Source organism: Flavobacterium jumunjinense (assembly GCF_021650975.2).
GTDB lineage: Bacteria > Bacteroidota > Bacteroidia > Flavobacteriales > Flavobacteriaceae > Flavobacterium > Flavobacterium jumunjinense.
The window spans coordinates 2,351,406-2,372,044 of record NZ_CP091285.1 but is presented as its reverse complement, the minus strand read 5'-3'; the positions used below and the strand labels follow the sequence as shown (position 1 = coordinate 2,372,044).

The following is a 20,639-nucleotide window of genomic DNA, read 5'->3' as shown; positions in this document are numbered from 1 at the left end:
TAAAAATTCAAATTTTATAACTTACAAACAAGGAAAAAGCGCTGTTACCGAAACTGCTTTCAATTCGCTTTGTGAACCAATTATAGGGCATAAAATCGTATTGAAAACTTAAACCTATTCGTTTTCTAGTAAATCCAACACCTTGACTAAGAAAAGGAGACATTAAAGCCTTCGAGTTTGTATCGATTATAGTTTCTGAGTTTCCATCTTCATTTATTCGAGTGCCGGAAGTATTCTCTGGACTTTCCTTGTCTTCAAAAAACAAAAAATTAAATCCAATTCCAGATGTCCATTCTGCTATAATTTCTTTCTTAAACAACGAAAAGTTATAATGTTTATTTATCTTGGTTAGCGCTATTAATCCAAATGATTTTGAACGAGTAGCATAAATCGAATCTCTTCCATAATAAGTAAATTCTTTTGAACCCTCAGGAAAATAACCTTTAAAGCCAACATCAACAATATCCTTATGAGCTGCTTTTATTCTATAATACACTCCAATTTCTTTAGAAACATCCATTTTATTAGATAAATTCCCAACTGGAACAAACAAACCAGTTTCAACTCTAAACCTATCTATTTTAACACTATCAATTTCGTAAATCTGTGCTTGTATTTGTGTGAAAATTATTAACAGAAAAATCGTTACAATATATCGTTTCATAATTATTATTTTTAAAAGAATAATGAATTTCACGTTTACCAATTTATAATAGGCATTGATCTTTTATCATTTACATTCCAAAATCCCAATTGTAATCCTTTTCCCTTATTTGTTAAATTAACTAAGCCAATTTGAACTCCTTTAATATCTTTACTCTTATTCATGACACCTAACTGAACGCCCTTTAACACCTTAGAATTATTAAAAACTCCCAATTGAAAACCATTAGTAACCTTTGAGTGATTTGACATTGCAAAAAAAAGTCCTTTTGCACTTTCACTCGAATTAGCAAAACTACTCAGATGTATTCCATTTAATTCTGTAACATAATTATACGCTAAATTGAGAGACAATCCATTCACTGCATGATTCATGTTTAAAAATGAAATACACAAACCATTTATTTTCCCTTCCTGTCTATTTCCTGTACTTAAATGGAGTCCGTTAACTACAAAAGCTTCTTCAACTGAAAAATCACTTGGTCCTGCAAAGAGGAAGTACAAAAACGAGATAGGATTAATCTCAAGATTTAATCCATTTACTTTTAAAATTGTGCCTTCATTAAACGCATCTAGACCTAATCCCAAAGCCATACCGTTCACTTTTTCAATTCCGTTTTGCTTTGGTGTAAAGGCAAAAATTCTTGTCATGGGCTTCACTAATGTATCTTGAGAGAATGACAAACCGCTAATCATCATTACTATAAATAGTATATAATTTCTCATCTTATTTTTCTTTGATATTAAACTTCTTTTTGACACCAATTTTATCCTTATAATTCTCTAAAAATAACAGACATTTTGCTTGTAATCTATTTATTCTGGATGAATATAAAATCAAATCAGAAGCACAAGTGTTTTCAAAATCTTCATAGAGCCTCTCTCCTATTTTTTTAATTATTCTTTTCATATATTTTTTTCTATTTTAATTGTCCCATTCTATACAAATGCTTGAAATGTGAGAACATCATTCCAGTTAACGTTTTATGATGATAAGGCAAATTATATTCATTTGTTGTTTCTTTAATTATCTGATTAATCTCTTTATAATTCACATGACAAATATTTGGAAACAAATGATGAGCTGCATGACAATTGGAGCCACCACTAAAAAATCTTGCCCAACTTTTATCAGCATTCCAATCGCAACTAGTATACAATTGATGTACTGCCCAAGAATGTTCTAAATTTTCTCCAACAGGTTCAGGGTAATTCGCTTCTTCAAAAAAATGTGTACCAACTAACATTATTATAAAAATTAACGATGTAAAAGCGCTTGCCGTTAAATAACTTATCAAAACAAAGCTCCAACTAAATGTAGAGCAATAGATTGGTAGTATTAAAACTAAAGAAAAATAAAATATTTTATAAAGAAGAAACCTACCGTATAATTCTGTTTTTGAAAACCCTTTCTTCATCCAATGATACTCTTTGGAAAACAAATACACCCAATCACTTACAAAAACGGAATGCAACAACGTAAACATATAAACCAAGGGAGCATAAAAGACTTGAAATTGGTGCTTTGGTTGCCAAGCATGCGTTGGACTCAATCTTAAAAATGGATTCTTGTCAATATCGATATCACTTCCTTCTACATTTGCATATAAATGATGCGAACGAATGTGCCGCAAACCCCAAAGCATAGGATCTATTCCAACTGTAAGAAAACTATAAAAATGCAACACACTGTTTTTCCTCTTACTTTTAAAAGCAGTATTATGACTTGCATCATGACCTAAACTAAAACCTATTAAGAGTCCAGATAACTGAAAAATCAAATACAAAAACCAAAATTCAACTTTAGTAATTGTATTTATAAAAAGGGAAGAATAAGAAAGGTAACACACTAAAGACCAAAATATACCTTTCACCCAAAATTGTCTTGTACCGTAATGAATAGTCTCATTATTCAATTTTGCGTATACTCTCTCTTTTAAGCTTAAAAAAAACAGCTTCTCGTCTTCCGATTTATTAAAATATTTTGCTTTCATACCTTTAAAAATTATTTTTCACCAGTAACATATGGTATCGTTTTTTATCCATTTGTGTTCAGTGAATTTCATTTGTTTGCAACAAACATGTTGTTAATGGCGATTTCATATATAATGACTTAAAAATCACACTCCAAAACTATCTCATTAATCACAAACTAATTTGCATTAAATAATAATAATTATATTTGTATTTGCGAAAATCACAAAATGAAAAACCAAGAGTTATTACTAAAAACAATACAGAAGAAAGTCATAGATAAATCATTACTCGATGAAATTTCAAAAGTTTTAGGTATAAGTTATGATGCATCACACAGAAGAATATCTTTAAAAAGTAAATTCTCAATTGACGAAACAATACTATTGTGTCAACATTATTCCATTTCTATGGACGAATTATATTGCAATAAAAACCACTTAATAATAGAAAAAACAAAAAAAATTGAAACCCTTTATGATTTCAAAGATTATTTTGAAAAAACAAATCAAATTTTATCAGCTATAAACCCAAAAGAAGCTACCGTTTATTATGCTGCGAAAGATATACCTATGAATTATGCTGTTTCTGGAACTGTTTTTTCTAAATTTAAATTTTTCATTTGGTTCAATCTATTAAATAAAGAACAAACATCTAGTTATGAGGAATTCATTTTTGAAGAATCTGTAGTGAGTGAAAATATTCCTTTAAAAAAATTCTTTGAAGATGCTAAAAGAGTTGAAATCTGGAACGATACTACAATAAATAGCTCATTACAACAAGTAAATTATTTTTTTGAAGCTGGATTACTCAACTATAAAAACGCAATTAATATTATTGAAGATTTAAGTGTAATTATAAAAAATATTGAAGCACAATGTGAGTTAGATTCTGATAAATTTCAGCTTTATTATAACGAACTCTTAATCTTGAACAATTCTGCTCTATTTGCTTCAGAAGAAAAATCTTCGTTTTTCTTACCTTATAATGCACTAGGTTATTATGTTACTTCTGATAGAAAAACTTGCGAAGAGCAGCAAAAATACATTTCAAATCAATTATACAATTCAAAATCATTGAATCAATCTGGCAAGAAAGACCGAAAAATATTTTTCAATAGAATGTATCAAAAGATAGAATTCTTCAAGAACAAAATAGAAAACTATATAGTTGAATAACTTTTTTTAAAGTTTTTGTAACTTTTTTGTAACTTCTTACGTATAACTATTAGAACACTTAAAATTAAGAGGGAAAAATAGATGAGACAACTCAAAATTACCAAGCAGGTAACGAATCGTGAAACTGCTTCCTTAGACAAATACCTACAAGAAATTGGAAAAGTTGACCTTATTACTGCAGATGAAGAAGTAGAATTAGCACAACGTATAAAAGCTGGTGACCAACGTGCACTAGAAAAATTAACAAAAGCTAACTTACGTTTCGTAGTATCGGTTGCTAAACAGTATCAAAATCAAGGACTTACACTTCCTGATTTAATTAACGAAGGTAATCTTGGTCTTATCAAAGCCGCTCAACGTTTTGATGAAACTCGTGGATTTAAGTTCATTTCTTATGCTGTTTGGTGGATTCGTCAATCGATTCTTCAAGCTCTAGCTGAACAATCACGTATTGTACGTTTACCATTAAACAAAATTGGTTCTATCAATAAAATCAACAAAATGTATGCCTTATTAGAGCAATCTAGTGAGCGTGCACCTTCTGCTGAAGAAATTGCAAAAGAACTAGATATGACTGTTAATGATGTAAAAGAGTCGATGAAAAACTCTGGTCGTCATTTATCAATGGATGCACCTCTTGTTGAAGGTGAAGATTCTAACCTTTATGACGTTTTGCGTTCTGGTGAATCTCCAAACCCTGACAGAGAATTAATCCATGAATCTTTACAAACTGAAATTGAAAGAGCTTTAGAAACATTAACTCCTAGAGAGGCTGATGTGGTACGTTTATATTTTGGTTTAGGAGACCAACACCCAATGACTCTGGAAGAAATTGGTGAAACTTTCGATTTAACTCGTGAGCGTGTTCGTCAAATTAAAGAGAAAGCAATTCGTAGATTAAAACACACTTCTAGAAGTAAAATATTAAAAACATATTTAGGATAACCTAAATAAAAATAACAACAGTTTCAATAACTGTTCGTTTTTTGATTGATGATTGAAACCACGGCTGATTACCGTGGTTTTTTATTTCAATCATCAACCAAAAAAGATATTTTTATTATTTTACAAATAAATTAATACCAGTTGTGATTTGAATTTACTGTAAAAGAAAATGATGATTTTTTTCTTGATATGAAATAGAAAATCAAAGCATAGCATCGCTACGTTTTTATTTTATATTGAAATAGCGAGGGAAAAAGGGCGTTTTATTCCAGTAAATTCAAGTGATAAATGGTATAAAATACTATTATTAGAAATATATTGAACAAAAAAAAGGCATAACTTCAATTAGTTATGCCTTTTTTAAAATTATTTTTTGTTATCTAATTTGTAACCAGTTTGCTCCGTCCGATTGAATTTGAATCAATGTAGCATTTGATAAAACTGTAACACTTGCATTTGATAAGTTTCTATAAGCACTAATATTCAATGCTGATCCAGAAGTATTTCTTATACAATAAATTCTCCCTACACAAGTTGAAGCAGATGGCAATGTTACTGTTCCAGAAACACCAGCATGCAGAACTACTGTATAATGCGTATCATTAATTGTAGGATTTGCTGAAGAAAAACTAGTAATACTATTCGATTGAGAACCTACAACCTGAAGTGTTGAATTTGCAACCGCTCCAGAAGTATTAATTCCAACTCTAACATTCGTGTTTAATCCTGTACCTTGCATACGCATCATTTCTACGTATGTTGCTGTGTTATAGTTGTATTTCTTAAAAACAATTGGTTCATTTCCATCATCTCCAATTTGAAATTCTAATGACCCATTATTAGATGTACCAGCTGAACCCAAACTAAAAAAGTCGGTTCCTGCTGCACTTCCTTTTAACTTAAAGTTCCCATCACTATCTACAAAAAACAATGGCTTGTAAAAAGATGCTCCAGGTGCTTCAAATTGTAATGCACTCTTTACATGTGTTACTTTCTGATTCGGATCTGTATAATCTGTAATTCCTTGAACTAATCCTAAAGTTCCTCTATTACCAAATTCTAATACATTTTGATTATTAGAACGTAATTGCATTTTTACATCATCAATAGTTCCTAAAAAATTTGTACTTGGATTGGTTGCACTGTTTCCCCCTAATAACCAGTTTTGAGACGAAACATCATTCGATGGCACCCATTCTGTTCCATTAAACCTAAGTATTTGATTTGTTGTTGGTGTAACAGTAGAAACTGGAACATTCTGTAAAGCGGTAACAACATTACTTCCTATACTTCCTTTAACATCTCCATTAAGTACAGTTCCTGCGTCTAAGATTAAATTCCAATTACTTCCTTTCCATTGATAAATTCCTTCAGTAGTTAATCCTCCTAATCCTGTATTATAGACAATTAAACCGTTTGCTGGTGAAGTAATTGTTGATGCGTCGGCTGCTGAATTTAAAGCTACTCTTGGTAACAAAAAACCTTTAGATGATGACTCTAAATGTAAAATTGTTGAAGGATCTGGTGCTGTAGTTCCAATTCCTACTTGTGCATTTGAAATAAAAGAGAACAACACAAGGTTAGCAAATAAAGTAAAGTTTAGTTTCATTTTAGTGAAATTGTTTTGTGTAATAGTTAGTGAACAATAATTTGAATTAATAGTCAGCATAAAATTATATTGAAAGCCAATTTGAACCGTCTGACTGAATCCAAATAACAGAATTATTTGGAATTGTACTCAAAGTACTTCCTGATTCATTAATATATGTTGAAATATTTTTTGAAGCTCCTGATGTGTTTCTAATCACATAGGTTCTTCCTATAGCACTTGCTGCTGATGGAAGCGTTACTCCAACTGAAGATGTACCACCAGTAAATACTACTGTATATTGATTCTCGTTTAATGTGATATTTGAACTTGTTGTTACAATACTCTTCGCTACAGAACCATTCGTTTGAAATACTGAATTTGCTACTGCTCCGTTATTATTTAAACCAACTCTAACTTCGTTATTCAAACCTGTTCCTTGCATACGGAACATTTCAACTTTAGATGCTGTCGTATTAAATTTTTCGAATACAATTGGTTCCTCTCCATCATCTCCAATAATAAATTCTACCGAACCATCATTTGAAGTTGTTCCACCTGCTCCTAACTCGAAGTAATCTGTTCCTGCTGCACTTCCTTTTAATCTAAAATTACCATTATTAGTTACAAAAAATAAAGGCTTATAGTATGAAGCTCCGGGAGCTTCAAACTGAATAGCACTTCTTACATAAGTAACTAATTGATTATTATCTGTATAATCTGTATATCCTTGAGTTAAGCCAAGCGTTTGTCTTCTGCCAAATTCGAAAAAAGATTGATTAAACGATCTTAACGTCATCTTTGTATCATCTGTTGTACCAAGAAAATGTGTGTTATTTGTAAAAGTATTTCCTGTTAACAACCAATTTTGACTAGACACATCATTTGAATTTACCCAAGATGTTCCATTATATCTCAATAATTGTGTCCCCATAGGAGAAGACATTGTTACAGGTCGATTTCGAATGCTTACAACCGTATTTGAAAATGAGTTCCCTACTGTTCCTCCCTGAAGTGTTGAAGAAGATTCGTCTACAAAAGCATTCCATTTTGTTCCACTCCAACGGTACAAACCTGCTGGTGTTAAACCTGCTGTTCCTTTGTTATAGACAATCAATCCTTTAATTGGAGATGATACTGTAACAACATCTGTAGATGAAACAAGTCCCACTCTTGGCAACAACACACCTTTATTTGAAGAACTTACATCTAGAACAGAAGATGCGTTTGGAGTAGTAGTTCCAATACCAACTTGTGCTGTAAGTGATACTGAAAATAAGAAGATAATTTTAAAATACAAAAGCCTCATAGTAAGATTTTTAGAATGCGCAAAATTATAAAAAAAAAGTTTACAAAGCGTTAAAAATTAACATTTTATATAGTAAAATTATAATACATACTAAATTACACATTTTGCACTTACATTATTAGAATTGCAATTAAATAACTAAATTTGCACTTCAACTAATAATCCTGATTTTTTTCTAGTTTTTTAAAAAAATCTCACAACACTAACATATATTTTATACAAATGAAAAACACACTTATTGCTCCTTCTGTATTAGCAGCTGACTTTGCTAATTTACAACGCGACATTGAAATGATAAACAATAGTGAGGCCGATTGGTTTCATATTGATATTATGGATGGTGTTTTTGTTCCAAACATATCTTTTGGAATGCCTGTTTTAAATGCTATTTCTAAACATGCAAAAAAAACGATTGATGTTCATTTAATGATTATTGATCCTGATAGATATATTAGTACTTTTAAAAAGCTTGGTGCAGATATTTTAACGGTACACTATGAAGCTTGTACTCATCTACATCGTTCATTACAAGCAATAAAGGCTGAAGGAATGAAAGCTGGTGTTGCGATTAACCCTCATACTAATATTTCTTTATTAGAAGATACAATTAAAGATATCGATTTAGTATGTATTATGAGTGTTAACCCTGGTTTTGGAGGACAATCGTTTATTGAAAATACTTATAAAAAGGTTGCGCAATTGAAAGAAATAATCACTAGAAATGGTGCTTCTACATTAATTGAAATTGATGGTGGTGTAACAAATAAAAACGCAAAACAATTAGTTGATGCTGGTGCTGATGTTTTGGTTGCTGGTAGTTATGTTTTTGGAGCTCAAGATCCAATTGCAACTATTGCCGATTTGAAGAAAATTACACAATAAATTTATAAACAAAAAAATCCGTCAAATTAATTAAAATTTGACGGATTTTTTTGTTTAATACTGATCAATTAAATATCTAATTAAATCGGTCGTTGTTAGAATACCAACTAACAAATCTCCTTCTGTGACAGGTAATGCATGAAATTCTTTTGTTGCTAAAATTTCTGCTGCTGCTTTTATTGTTGTTTCTGGTGAAACTGAAACTAATTTTTTTGCCATTACTTGCTCAATCGTAAACATATTATAAACGGTAACGTCTACAATTTCCTCTTCATCATCTATTGCATCTGCAAAAGAAATTCGCAAAAGATCTGTATAACTTAACATTCCAATAATTTTATTCCCTTTTACTACTGGAATATGTCTTATGTTGTTACTTTTAAATAGTTTTTCTGCTTTTGTAAGATCATCTGTACTATTCAACTTTATAACATTTTTTGTCATAATAGTTGAAACGGGAACATTCTGTTTCATATGTTTAAAATTTATTTGCTACTATATATAGGAACAGTTTTTGTGTTTTATCCATAAAAAATAAAGACTACTTCAATTCATTTTACTTTAAAGCCTTATTTCTATATCACAAATTTACAATAGACTTTGCATCAAAAACATAACAAAAATCATATTCTAGAATGTTTTTTTTAGATATATAGTATTCTATTTCTCTTTTTTTAATGAATTTAAATCCTTTCTGTATAATTTATCATCACCTTAACTTTTTCGAATAATTGCGGAAATTCTTGTTTGAATTGATGTGGTGTTTCAAAAAAGTGTTCTAGTATTACTGCAATAAATTCAAATTCGTTTGTATAAGCATAAATCCTAAAATAGTTGGATTCTGTTAGTCGTTTATAATTGGCTGGAAACTTCACTTCTTCCATTATTTCCTCATACGTAACTGTAAATATTGTTGCAGAAGTATCTGAATTTTTCAACCCTTGATAGTGCATCACATGTCCAAATTCATGCAATCCTAGATTAAGATTATCATTATTAATGCTATAACCTTCCAAAAAATGCCTCCATGAAAGTACAATTGCACTCATTCTAGGATTAAATTCCCCTTTGTGCATTTCATTATTCATTGTCGAATAATATACGTCTGGATATATAATAACTTTATCTATTACTGTAAACAGGTATTTTCTCATTCCAAATGTTAACATAACGGCTGTTGCTGCAATTAGTATTTTCATTTCATCTGTTACTTGTAAACCTTCTTTACCATGAAACGGATACTTTTCTATAAAAGTAGCAACTCTATGTTCAAAATAGATTTTCTTTTTAGTCGTTAGTTTTTTATAAAAATCAAAATGATTGTGTAAAACCTGAATATGATTTATTTTCAATTTCTTTGGAAAAAGATAAAAATGCACATAGATTGGTTTTCTAAAGAAAAAAGCATAAATAGGCTCTATAGCAACATTATAGGTAAAAAAAACTAAAAAGGCTAAGCCAAGTAAAATAAGAATATATTGCAAACAATTTCATTTTAAGAACACCCTAAATATAGAAATTTATTGTGTTATAAATATATAAAGAAACCTGTCTTTTTATTTTAACCCAAATTACACATTAAAAATCTGGGTTTAAAAAAACAGGTTTCTTATTATTTTACTATTCTTTATCCAAAATAGTCAATACTATAATGCCAATTCTACCTATTAAAAAAGTAAACATTCCAAAAACTACAGGTAAAAAAGAAATTTTTAATCCACTCGATAAAATTTCTGCGCTAATGTTTCCCATATCTTGTATCGCATCGAAAGCTCCAATCAAGCCAATTGACTGGCCTAAAAAACCCCAAACCAAAACAAAAAGACTCAGCGAACTAATTAGGCTAACTGCCTTTTTGTTTTTATTGGCCTTCAAAATTCCAAAAATAGTCAATAACAATATTGCTATTAATAAAAAAACAATAGGCACCATAAAAAAAGGACCTCCTTCGTAAATTCTGTCTAAAATCATAATTTTATATTTTTAAGATTAGTAATACCTCAAAAGTATTGTTCTATCTCTTTTGTCTGTTTTATTTGCGATGGATAGACAGTTTACTACTCTTTTTAACCTATTTTGTTTTAAATTAGATATTTTATATTACTAATTTACTAAATCGAGACATAAAAGAGTCATCCACCGCAAAACAATCTTACTTCTTTACTATTTTATTTATCTTGCCTGCATGTTTACAAATGTACTTAATACCACTAAATCTTTTTTTCTCCATTTCTTTTTCTGGATTGGTGTATGGTTCTTTTTTGTGTATTTTTTTAGCTACAATTCTACAGATACGGTTTATATTACTTGGTTTTCTAGTTTACTTTTACCGATTACTATTATCACAACTTATATTACTACCTATGTATTAATTCCAAAATACCTGTTGACTAAACAATATTTCAAACTTGGTCTTTATGGTTTTTATACCTTAGTACTCTCTACCTATTTAATTGTACTTGCGATTTACGGTAGTTTTATTTTTATTACACAATTAGAGATTTCCAAAGTACCTCCAATGGGACGAAACTTCATTTTTATATTAATTCTTGTTTATCTTGTTGTTGGGTTAACCAGTTTTATTTCCTTATTAAAACACAATTTTAATGTACAATCTAAATTTAAAACATTAGAAAACAAAATATTAGAGACCAATTTACAAATTAAACAACAAGAACTGAACTACTTAAAAAAACAAATCCATCCCCATTTTTTGTTCAATACATTGAATACTATTTATGGTTTTGCCTTAAAAAAATCGGAACATACACCAGATATTATTTTAAAACTTTCTAATTTATTAGATTACATTCTCTATCAGGTTCAAAAACCGAAAGTCCAAATCAATGAAGAAGTGGCTCATATTAAAGAGTATATCGAATTGGAAGAAATACGCTTCAAAGACCGACTTCTGGTTTCTTTCATCAATAAAATAGACGATACTTTTTTAGAAATTCCACCCATGTTGTTTATGCCTTTCATTGAAAATGCTTTCAAACATGGTAGTATTGTAAATCATTTTTTAACAATTGAAATTCAGTTAACGATTACAGATAGTAATCTTCAATTTGAATGCAAGAATAGCTTTATCGATACTTCTGCAGATGAATCTTCGGGTATTGGATTAGAAAACATAAAAAAAAGACTGCAATTATTATATCCTGAAAAACATGAATTAATGATTGAAATAATTGATGCTTTTTTTATTGTAACTTTAGAAATACAACTTGAAAAACATGAATAAAGTGTACCATTGCTTAATTGTAGATGATGAAATTACAGCTCGTGAAATTCTCGAGTCGCATTTGTCTAAAATTCCAACGCTACTCGTTTCTGGCAGTTGCAAAAATGCTATTGAAGCCTTTACAATTATTAACACCACTAAAATAGATTTAATCTTTCTCGATATTAATATGCCTGAAATATCAGGATTATCATTCGCTAAATCTATCAATAAAAACAGTAAAGTTATTTTTACTACTGCTTATCGCGAATATGCTGTAGATGGTTTTAATCTTCAAGCTGTTGATTATTTATTAAAACCAATCTCGTTTGATCGATTTTTACAAGCTGTCAATAAATTTATCGGGGAAAATATTCCTATTGAAACACCAATAATTCCAGAAAGTGTTGCGGAAGAAAGTGAATTTATATTTGTTAGATCGGACAGAAAGATGATTAAAATAGATTTTGATGCAATTCTTCATGTTGAAAGTTTAAGTGATTATATTAAAATAATTACCGCAGACAAAATGATAGTTACACGAGAAACCATTTCTAATATTGAAGCAAAACTACCTAAAAAGAAATTTATTCGAATTCATCGTTCTTTTTTAATTGCCATTGCAAAAATTGATTCTTTCACTAATGAATATGTAGAGATTAATCACAAGTCGTTACCAATTAGCAGAAGCTATAGGAAAGTTGTTTTGGAACAATTGGAAAACTTATAAAGCTTTTTATATTTCATTCAAAGTAACTTCTTTTCTTTTATTAAATAATCATTATTTTTTCCAAAACAGGTATTTCTACGCAATTTTATCTCGAATGTTTGAGATACATTTGATACTGATTAAATAATTCTGTGTTTTTTGTTTAAAAAGTGCTATTACCTTTTTCTTCTTGAAAAATTTTAGAACAAAATTCATGAATATTATAATGAATGTAATTTCAATAATGAAATAAATATTCATCTAAATATTTACGACTTAAACAATGAAAGAAGAAAAAACAATAGTAATTGGTTGCGACCAAATAGACATTTTATCAACTCTTGTTGAATTATTAGGAAACATCCCAGATTTTTTAGTGAATATCATTTCTGTTTCTCGTATTTCAGATTTACTAAGTATCTCTAAATCAATTCATCCATCTTTATTAATTCTCAATTTTAGAAACAATCAAAATACAATCAACGATTTCAATCAGTTTGTAAACAAACCCGAAATTCCTATGCTATGCATTATACAAAAGTTTGATACTAATTTTTGTTCTTGGAATAATGAAAATATAATTTTCACATTTCCCATTGAAAATATCATTAAAAAAACACATTTCACTTCCTTAATTCGTTCTATATTTTTATTAAAAAAACAACAGAACAGCACTAAAACAACGGATTCGCTAGTTAGTCAATCCATTGAAAAAGATTTAATTAATACAGACCGAAATATGAGTAGATATGTATTAGAATTAGATCAAAAAATTGAAACATTACACACTGTTAAAGAACGTATAAAAACTTTATGTCCGAATGTTGACAATTCTACTCGATCTGAATTATTATCTATTGTAAATGCAATAAAATCATCTGCAAACGATACCCATCTTTGGAATGATTTTAAGTTCTATTTTGAGAAAACTAATCCTGAATTTTTACTTTCATTAGCCGAAAAACATCCAAAGCTTACAAACAAGGATCTGAAATATTGTTGTTATTTAAAGATGAATATGTCAAATAATGATATTAGAAGTCTATTAGGCATTAATCAAGAAAGTGTTCGTACTCACAAATATCGTCTGAAGAAAAAACTACAAATTTCAAAAGATTTAGATTTACATACTTATTTAAAAGCAATATGATTCTACTTTAATAAATAATCGCATATTCTTCAATCATTACTTTTTCAAACTTTCCTTTTCCTCTATCTATTTCATAGAAATAACATTTCCTTTTTTACTACAATATATTGCGTCAACTATCTGATTCGTATCCCTATTTCCTAAAACAAAATTCAATTTTCACAATATTATCTTATTGAAATGATTATAAGACAAACTTTCATTAAAATAATAATGTCTATGGTTTGTCTATGGTTTTTTATTTGGTGTACACGAAACGTACATTCTTAATTTAAAGATATAAGATATAACAATTCTAACTTTACAACATTAGAAATAAAATATAAATCCATTTCATATTGTCTAACCTATAACAGAAATATTCATGTTAATGCAATCACTTCAATTCACTACTAAAGTTCTTGATCAATACATCAAGAATATGTATCAATTGGATGAGAGTAAAGTAGTATTGAATAATGTTATAGACAATAACGGTTCGATACCTACAAAGAATGAGAATAAAGTGGTAATCTCCTTAATCAATATTGAACAAGAAACGTTACAACCTTTTTATGTACGAAATCAGAAATTAGCTAATGACAATTATGGTGATTTGAATCCTACACAAAGATTCAATTTAAACTTATTAATAACCTCAAATTTTGATGATTATAATGAATCCTTAAAGTTTCTAAATACTGTAATTCAATTTTTTCAAACATATGTAGTACTAGATGCTACTAATTTCTCAAACATACCGCAAGGTCTAAATAAACTTGAATTCGAAATTGAAAAATTGAATTATAATCAAATGCATAATTTATGGACTGCAATGGGAGCAAAATACCAACCTTCAATTGTTTACAAAACTCGTTTAATTACTATTCAGTCATTCGACAATGAGAGTTTTACTACTTCAATTAATGAAACGAATAACAATCTTCAAGAATTATGAACAGTCAATTCAATATGATTTTTTCAATAAAAGTTTTCCATGAATACTTTGAAAAAAACATTTGTAATTGTTTCATTTATAAACCCACGAAAAAAACTTGCGAACTTATAAATCGATATGGATTTATCATAAAAAAAAACAGCAACGGATTTGATTTTTATAACAGTAAGAATAGCAACCTTATTGATTATTTAAGCTATATAGAACTAGCTAGCGAACATTCTAGTTTTGAGTTTGAAATTGAAACTACGAATTCAAATTTTATATTTTTCACAGAAATTTCGACAGATTGGATAGGGCAAATTCAGTTTTCAAGTTCAAAATTTATTACTACAGAAAAGAATATACAATTAACAGCAACCTATTCTTCTCAAAATAGTACAGCTAGCTTAGCCAATCTAAAAATCTATTTTCAAGATTTAATTGCATTACTAAAGAATAAACAAAGTTGTAATTATACAATACATTTTGAATCGAGAACAACACAATGGAGATACTATTTTATAAACAAAAGTGGAATCAATCTTACCAACGCTATAATTAGTGGAAAGTCACCTATTCAATTTGAACAAGCAACAATAGTTACGATACAAAATGGTAAACAAGCAATACTTTTTTCATCTGGCAGGAATTTTATTAAAATGTCTGAAATTCCAAAATACAAATTTGATTTAATTGATATTTCAGGGCTAAAAAATCAATCTAAAAAAATAGTTTTCAAAGGATTACCAAGTTCAAGTCCGAGAAGCTTAGAAATAGATGAAGAAAACGGAACAAAAATAATTACATCACCAATGTATGTATATATATAACACAATTAACAAAAACAAATATGATAAATTATGATTGAATCTAACATTAAATCACCAGGAGTCTATATAAACGAATTGAATGCTTTTCCAAATTCGGTAGTTCCTGTTGCAACAGCAGTTCCTGCATTTATTGGCTATACGCCTCAAGCTTCATATGAAGGCAAGTCGTATAAAAATGTAGCACAAAAAATCACTTCATTTGCAGAATTTCAGGCTATTTATTGTTTCCCAGATCCGGCTCCACCAGCTAGTCCTGCAAAACAATACACACCTGAATATTATCTAGTAAAAGAAAAAAGTCAGCCCGAAAAAGGAGACTATATGCTAATTGATAATGCTTATTATTCTATTGTTCCAGACCCAAACACAATATATTATCTATACAATAGTATTAAACTATTTTATGAAAACGGTGGTGGTGATGCATATATCGTTTCAGTTGGATCATACGGTGCTCCATCTAAAAACCCAATGACACCTGGAGAGCAAATTGTTAATCCAAACGTACAATTAAGCGATTTAACAAAAGGATTAGAATTACTTCTAAATGAGCAAGAACCTACAATGTATATTTGTCCAGAAGCAACCCTTCTAAGTGTAGACAACAATGGTACATTAATGCAACAAATGTTATTACAATGTACACAAATGCAAACGGCTGTTGCTATTTTTGATATAATTGGAGGTCGAAACCCAGACCCAATTATGTATCCTAACGACATTGAAGCTTTTAGAAATAATACTGGCTCCCAAGGTTTAGACTACGGAACAGCTTATTATCCTTTTATAGGAACTACAATAATGCAAAATCAAGATATTGATTATACCAATATATTTGGTGGAGATACCAAACAACTTGACGCACTTTTGAATCCTGCTGATAATCCAAATCCAAGTGTTGCGAGTATCATGACAAACATAAATAATCCATCTTCTGGATTAACGGTAACTCAAAACAATAATGCTTTAATAAACGCCAGCAAAACATATAGTCTAATGATTAAGCATATATTATTTGATGCTAATATTTTACCTCCAAGTGGTGGAATGGCTGGTGTAATTACAACAACAGACAACCAAGAAGGTGTTTGGCAAGCTCCCGCAAACACTTCAATCGTTGGTGTTTCATCTTTACCAATTCGTCTTTCTGAAACACAACAAGGAAGTTTAAATGTTGATGCAGTTTCAGGAAAATCAATCAACGCTATTCGCTTTTTTAATGGTTTAGGAATTTTGGTTTGGGGAGCAAGAACCTTAGATGGAAATAGTCAAGACTGGAGGTACCTTCCAGTTAGAAGGACGATGACTTTTCTAGAACAGTCTTGTAAATTAGCAGCCAATGCTTATGTTTTTGAACCGAATGACAAAAACACTTGGGAAGCTGTAAAAGCAATGATAAGCAGTTTCTTAACTTCTATTTGGAAAGAAGGCGGACTTCAAGGTGCTTCTGCATCAGATGCTTTTTCTGTTGCTTGTGGATTGGGAACAACCATGACTTCTGAAGATATTTTAAACGGATTCATGAAAGTATCTATTAAAGTAGCAATAGTAAGACCTGCTGAATTTATCGTACTTACTTTTCAACAACAAATGGCTACTTCTAGCTAAAAACAAACAGAATAATAAACAAATTTTAATAAATCTAAAAAATAAAATATTATGGCAGCAGATGACGGAAGCGTAGAAGGCGCAACATGGCCCATGCCAAAGTTCCGATTTGAAGTAGATCTAGGAACCGAATTAACAAAAGTAGCATTTCAAGAAGTATCAGGTATGGATGTCGAAAACCAAATCATTGAATACCGAAAAAGTAATAGTCCGCTTTTTTCAACAGAAAAAATGCCAGGTATTACCAAATATGGAAATGTTACCATGAAACGAGGTGTTTTTGTTAATGACAATAGTTTTTGGGATTGGCACGCACAAATAACCATGAATACCATTAAAAGAAGAACAGTAATCATTCGTCTTTTAGATGAAAAAGGAGACACCACCATGCAATGGCAATTAAACAATGCTTGGCCTACTAAAATTACCAGTACCGATTTAAAATCTGATGGAAATGAAGTAGCAGTGGATACCATTGAAATAGCACATGAACAACTGATAATAACTAATGGCAAGTAGTTATCCGGTAGGGTTTTACTTTCAGCTCTCTTTTAAGGGAGAAGATGCAGCTTTCAAAGAAGTATCTGGTATTTCAAAAGAGTTAAGTATGGAAGAAGTAGTATGTGGTGGGGAGAATCGTTTTAAATACCGACTCCCTACTATTACCACGAGTCAAAACCTAGTACTCAAAAGAGCACTAATTCCAGAAGGATCACAACTCATCGATTGGTGTGCAAGCACTTTAGATGAAGGACTTGCCAATGCTATAACAACGCATGATGTATCTGTTAGTTTATTTAACTCAGACGGTTCAGTTTCGGTAATGTGGACATTTCATAATGCCTATCCTGTGAAGTATTCTGTATCTGATTTAAAATCACAAGAGAACGAAATTGTAATCGAATCTATCGAACTAGCCTATACTTATTTTGTAATAACACAAGACACTTCAATTTCCGATTTATTTAACTAGCATATGCCAATAGAAATTAGAGAATTAATTATAAAAACAGAAATTTCTTCAAGAAATAAGGTAGATGATGTTTCTATAAAAGAAACTGAATTCTATCATTTAAAAAAACAATTGCTCGAAGAATGTAAAAGAATGATTGCAGAAAGAACTAAAAAAAATAGTTACAAAAGATAATATCAAAATTATATGGGAGCAAGTTTAGAATTGATGAAAATAACAGGATATACTGACGAAAATTTCCAACAAGCTTTCGCAGGCCAACCTTATACTGTTATGTTAAATCCTGAAAACATAAAATGGCAAAGAGGAATTGAATACAATGAACAGCAAGCCCCTAACACAAGTGCTCCATCACAAAAATACAAGAGCACTCCTGTTGAAAAATTAAACTTTGATTTAACTATAGACTGTACTGGTATTGTAGATTCTAAACGCACAAAGATGTCTGATGAAATCAATGCTTTAGAAAAAATAATATATACCTATAATGGAACAATTCACCGTCCTAATTTTGTAAAAATACAATGGGGACAAAGTATTGTCTTTAAAGGTGTTTTAAAATCAATGGATACATCCTATACCCTTTTCAAACCAGATGGAAGTCCATTAAGGGCCAAGTTATCTCTAGGTTTTACCGAATATATTTCTCCAGAAAGTGTAGAGGAAATAGATGCTAAAAAATCGCCCGATATTACTCACTTAATTAGTGTAGTAGAAGGCAATACACTACCTCAACTTTGTCAAAAAACATGGAATGACGATTCCTATTACATACAAGTGGCAAAATATAATGACCTTAATAAATTTAGAAACTTAAAAGGAGGAGAAAAATTAATATTTCCCCCTATAATACAACCTATATAAATGGCAACTCAAAATGAAATAGCATCAGGTAATATAGCAACCTTCACAATTAAAGTAGCAGGTACAGCAATATCTAGTGAATTGAATGTACTCTCTGTTATTATAAAAAAAGAAGTAAACCGTATCGCTTCTGCAAAGATAACAATCTTAGATGGTGAGGCTAATACTGGAAAATTCGACGCTAGTTCTTCTTCAACATTTGTTCCAGGAGCAAAAATAAGCATCGAGTGTGGTTATGATTCTCAAAACCAAGTTGTCTTCCAAGGTATTATAACGGGGCAAGCCATACGAATAGATGAAATTGTTGGTGCTGCTTTAGAAGTAGAATGTAGAGATGAAGCCATAAAAATGATTGTAGGTAGAAAGAGTTTAACTTTTAATAAAAAAAAGGATAGTGAAAACATTACTTCAATCATTGGAACCTATTCTGGCCTAACCGCTAAAGTAACTGACACTAGCATAACATGGCCTGAACAAGTTCAGTATTACACAACCGATTGGGATTATATTATGGCTCGTGCAGAGAGTAATGGAATGATTGTGACCACACTTAATGGAATCGTAACTGTAGCTCCTCCTAATGCAAATACCACAGCTGTATTGGATGTTACTTATGGTAATGGATTGATCTATTTTAATGCTACAATGAATGCTATTACACAATATGGTAATGCAAAAGCTTCCAGTTGGGATTATAAAAATCAAGCTATAACATCAATGCAATCTGCAAATAATGTACCCGGACCAGGTAATATTTCTTCTAAAAAACTATCTGAAGTTGTTGGGCTATCAGACTATGAACTTCAAACAACAGCTCCTTTAGAAAATGCAGATTTAACGAACTGGGCAAAAGCACAACTCATAAAAAGTGAATACTCAAAAATACAAGGAGAAGCCAAGTTTCAAGGTACAAATTTAGTTCAACCTGCAAGTTATATCACATTAGGAGGTCTTGGAGATCGATTTAATGGCGATCATTTTATTTCTAGTGTTACCCATGATTTATCCGATGGTAATTGGATTACAGAAATAAGCATAGGTCTTTCTCCAATTTGGTTTACAGAAGAACCAGATGTTATGGCTCCACCTGCCTCTGGGTTATTACCTGGTGCAGGAGGATTATTCAATGGTACTGTAAAAAAAATAGATAGTGATCCTGATTCTCAATATCGCATATTAGTTACCATCCCTTTGTTTGACACTAATGGAGAAGGTGTTTGGGCTCGTCTCTCTAATTTTTATTCTACAAATGGAGCTGGTGCTTTCTTTTTGCCCGAAGTAGGTGATGAAGTAGTTCTTGGTTTTTTAAATGAAGATCCCCGCTACCCTATTATATTAGGTAGTTTATATAGTAGTTCGAAATTGAAACCTTATGAAGGATTAACTCCAAACGAAAAAAACTCAAAAAAAGCAATTGTTTCTAAATCTAAAATGTATTTGGAATTTGACGATGAAAATGTAGTTTGGACACTTGCCACTCCTAATAAAAACACCATAATTGTTAGTGATAAAGACAAGCAAATAACTATTAAAGATCAAAACGATAATAGCATTGTAATGTCTAGTAGCGGTATTACCATTAAGAGTTCAAAAAATATAAATATTGAAGCCGATCAGAAAGTAAACATTAAAGGAAACCAAGGTGTTACTATTGCTGCCTCTGGTGGTGATGTTGCTACCAGTGGAATAAACATAAAGGAAACTGCCCAAAGTCAATTTACTGCTAAAGGAAACTTAAATGCAGAAGTACAAGGCGGGGCGCAATTAGTCCTAAAAGGAGCTATGGTAATGATTAATTAAGAATAGAAAAAAACTAACAATACT

Annotated in this window: 23 protein-coding genes; 14 read left to right on the top strand and 9 right to left on the bottom strand. The window is 30.3% G+C overall.

All coding sequences use genetic code 11. The features are described 5' to 3' along the window. Positions 1–7 precede the first annotated feature (7 nt). Genes L2Z92_RS10300 through L2Z92_RS10285 form a run of 4 tightly spaced genes read right to left on the bottom strand, consistent with a single transcriptional unit; the run spans position 8 to position 2,657 of the window. Positions 8–664: a hypothetical protein gene (locus L2Z92_RS10300; protein ID WP_236452766.1), complete on the bottom strand. Its 657-nt coding sequence runs from the start codon at positions 662–664 to the stop codon at positions 8–10. Positions 665–699: 35 nt separating this feature from the next. Beyond that, complete coding sequence (locus L2Z92_RS10295) at positions 700–1,389, bottom strand: LA_2272 family surface repeat-containing protein (protein ID WP_236452765.1); 690 nt, start codon at positions 1,387–1,389, stop codon at positions 700–702. 1 nt (position 1,390) lies between these two features. Beyond that, positions 1,391–1,573, bottom strand: coding sequence for a hypothetical protein (locus L2Z92_RS10290; protein WP_236452763.1), 183 nt, complete (start codon positions 1,571–1,573; stop codon positions 1,391–1,393). A gap of 10 nt (positions 1,574–1,583) precedes the next feature. Continuing rightward, a complete protein-coding gene (locus L2Z92_RS10285) occupies positions 1,584–2,657 on the bottom strand; it encodes a fatty acid desaturase family protein (protein ID WP_236452760.1) in 1,074 nt (357 codons plus the stop codon). A 210-nt stretch (positions 2,658–2,867) separates the two neighbouring features. Here L2Z92_RS10285 and L2Z92_RS10280 point away from each other — a divergent pair, with 210 nt between their 5' ends. Together L2Z92_RS10280 and L2Z92_RS10275 are read left to right on the top strand one after the other, a co-directional pair. Continuing rightward, positions 2,868–3,815 carry a hypothetical protein gene (locus L2Z92_RS10280; protein WP_236452758.1) on the top strand — a complete coding sequence of 316 codons (948 nt, stop codon included), beginning with the start codon at positions 2,868–2,870 and terminating at the stop codon, positions 3,813–3,815. Positions 3,816–3,896: 81 nt separating this feature from the next. Further along, a complete protein-coding gene (locus L2Z92_RS10275) occupies positions 3,897–4,760 on the top strand; it encodes a sigma-70 family RNA polymerase sigma factor (protein ID WP_045967558.1) in 864 nt (287 codons plus the stop codon). 376 nt (positions 4,761–5,136) lie between these two features. On the opposite strand, the gene L2Z92_RS10270 is transcribed toward L2Z92_RS10275, so the two are convergent. After that, on the bottom strand, positions 5,137–6,369 hold the full coding sequence (locus L2Z92_RS10270; RefSeq protein ID WP_236452755.1) for a hypothetical protein: 1,233 nt from the start codon (positions 6,367–6,369) through the stop codon (positions 5,137–5,139). Between the two features lie 64 nt (positions 6,370–6,433). Further along, positions 6,434–7,657, bottom strand: a complete 1,224-nt coding sequence (locus L2Z92_RS10265; RefSeq protein WP_236452753.1) for a hypothetical protein — start codon at positions 7,655–7,657, stop codon at positions 6,434–6,436. Between the two features lie 222 nt (positions 7,658–7,879). Between L2Z92_RS10265 and rpe the strand changes: the two genes are divergently transcribed. Continuing rightward, positions 7,880–8,539: a ribulose-phosphate 3-epimerase gene (gene rpe, locus L2Z92_RS10260; RefSeq protein ID WP_236452751.1), complete on the top strand. Its 660-nt coding sequence runs from the start codon at positions 7,880–7,882 to the stop codon at positions 8,537–8,539. Positions 8,540–8,593: 54 nt separating this feature from the next. Here rpe and L2Z92_RS10255 read toward each other — a convergent pair whose 3' ends face one another. From L2Z92_RS10255 to L2Z92_RS10245, 3 genes are all read right to left on the bottom strand, one after another. After that, complete coding sequence (locus tag L2Z92_RS10255) at positions 8,594–9,013, bottom strand: CBS domain-containing protein (RefSeq protein ID WP_236452749.1); 420 nt, start codon at positions 9,011–9,013, stop codon at positions 8,594–8,596. Between the two features lie 209 nt (positions 9,014–9,222). After that, the gene (locus tag L2Z92_RS10250) at positions 9,223–10,023 is read right to left on the bottom strand and encodes a zinc-dependent peptidase (RefSeq protein ID WP_236452746.1); all 801 of its coding nucleotides are present in this window, start codon (positions 10,021–10,023) and stop codon (positions 9,223–9,225) included. Between the two features lie 136 nt (positions 10,024–10,159). Then, positions 10,160–10,510, bottom strand: a complete 351-nt coding sequence (locus tag L2Z92_RS10245) for a MotA/TolQ/ExbB proton channel family protein (RefSeq protein ID WP_236452744.1) — start codon at positions 10,508–10,510, stop codon at positions 10,160–10,162. A 214-nt stretch (positions 10,511–10,724) separates the two neighbouring features. On the opposite strand from L2Z92_RS10245, the gene L2Z92_RS10240 reads away from it, so the two are divergent. The 11 genes from L2Z92_RS10240 to vgrG all read left to right on the top strand — a co-directional run bounded on the left by L2Z92_RS10240 (position 10,725) and on the right by vgrG (position 20,615). Further along, positions 10,725–11,783 (top strand): sensor histidine kinase, encoded by a 1,059-nt coding sequence (locus L2Z92_RS10240; RefSeq protein WP_236452741.1) that lies wholly within the window; start codon positions 10,725–10,727, stop codon positions 11,781–11,783. Continuing rightward, positions 11,776–12,492, top strand: coding sequence for a LytR/AlgR family response regulator transcription factor (locus L2Z92_RS10235; protein WP_236452738.1), 717 nt, complete (start codon positions 11,776–11,778; stop codon positions 12,490–12,492). Before L2Z92_RS10240 ends, L2Z92_RS10235 begins: the two co-directional genes overlap by 8 nt. A 262-nt stretch (positions 12,493–12,754) precedes the next feature. Next, complete coding sequence (locus L2Z92_RS10230; protein WP_236452737.1) at positions 12,755–13,621, top strand: helix-turn-helix transcriptional regulator; 867 nt, start codon at positions 12,755–12,757, stop codon at positions 13,619–13,621. 370 nt (positions 13,622–13,991) lie between these two features. After that, positions 13,992–14,558, top strand: a complete 567-nt coding sequence (locus tag L2Z92_RS10225) for a DUF4255 domain-containing protein (protein ID WP_236452736.1) — start codon at positions 13,992–13,994, stop codon at positions 14,556–14,558. A gap of 14 nt (positions 14,559–14,572) precedes the next feature. Beyond that, positions 14,573–15,370 (top strand): hypothetical protein, encoded by a 798-nt coding sequence (locus L2Z92_RS10220; protein ID WP_265210512.1) that lies wholly within the window; start codon positions 14,573–14,575, stop codon positions 15,368–15,370. Positions 15,371–15,400: 30 nt separating this feature from the next. Continuing rightward, on the top strand, positions 15,401–16,978 hold the full coding sequence (locus L2Z92_RS10215) for a phage tail sheath family protein (RefSeq protein WP_236452734.1): 1,578 nt from the start codon (positions 15,401–15,403) through the stop codon (positions 16,976–16,978). A 51-nt stretch (positions 16,979–17,029) separates the two neighbouring features. Continuing rightward, positions 17,030–17,497, top strand: a complete 468-nt coding sequence (locus L2Z92_RS10210) for a phage tail protein (RefSeq protein WP_236452733.1) — start codon at positions 17,030–17,032, stop codon at positions 17,495–17,497. Then, positions 17,487–17,951 (top strand): phage tail protein, encoded by a 465-nt coding sequence (locus L2Z92_RS10205; protein ID WP_236452732.1) that lies wholly within the window; start codon positions 17,487–17,489, stop codon positions 17,949–17,951. The genes L2Z92_RS10210 and L2Z92_RS10205 overlap by 11 nt, the downstream gene beginning before the upstream one ends. Before the next feature lie 3 nt (positions 17,952–17,954). Next, a complete protein-coding gene (locus L2Z92_RS10200; RefSeq protein WP_236452731.1) occupies positions 17,955–18,125 on the top strand; it encodes a DUF5908 family protein in 171 nt (56 codons plus the stop codon). Between the two features lie 12 nt (positions 18,126–18,137). Then, positions 18,138–18,815: a CIS tube protein gene (locus tag L2Z92_RS10195; protein ID WP_236452730.1), complete on the top strand. Its 678-nt coding sequence runs from the start codon at positions 18,138–18,140 to the stop codon at positions 18,813–18,815. Beyond that, positions 18,816–20,615: a type VI secretion system tip protein VgrG gene (vgrG, locus tag L2Z92_RS10190; protein WP_236452729.1), complete on the top strand. Its 1,800-nt coding sequence runs from the start codon at positions 18,816–18,818 to the stop codon at positions 20,613–20,615. Positions 20,616–20,639: the final 24 nt, after the last annotated feature.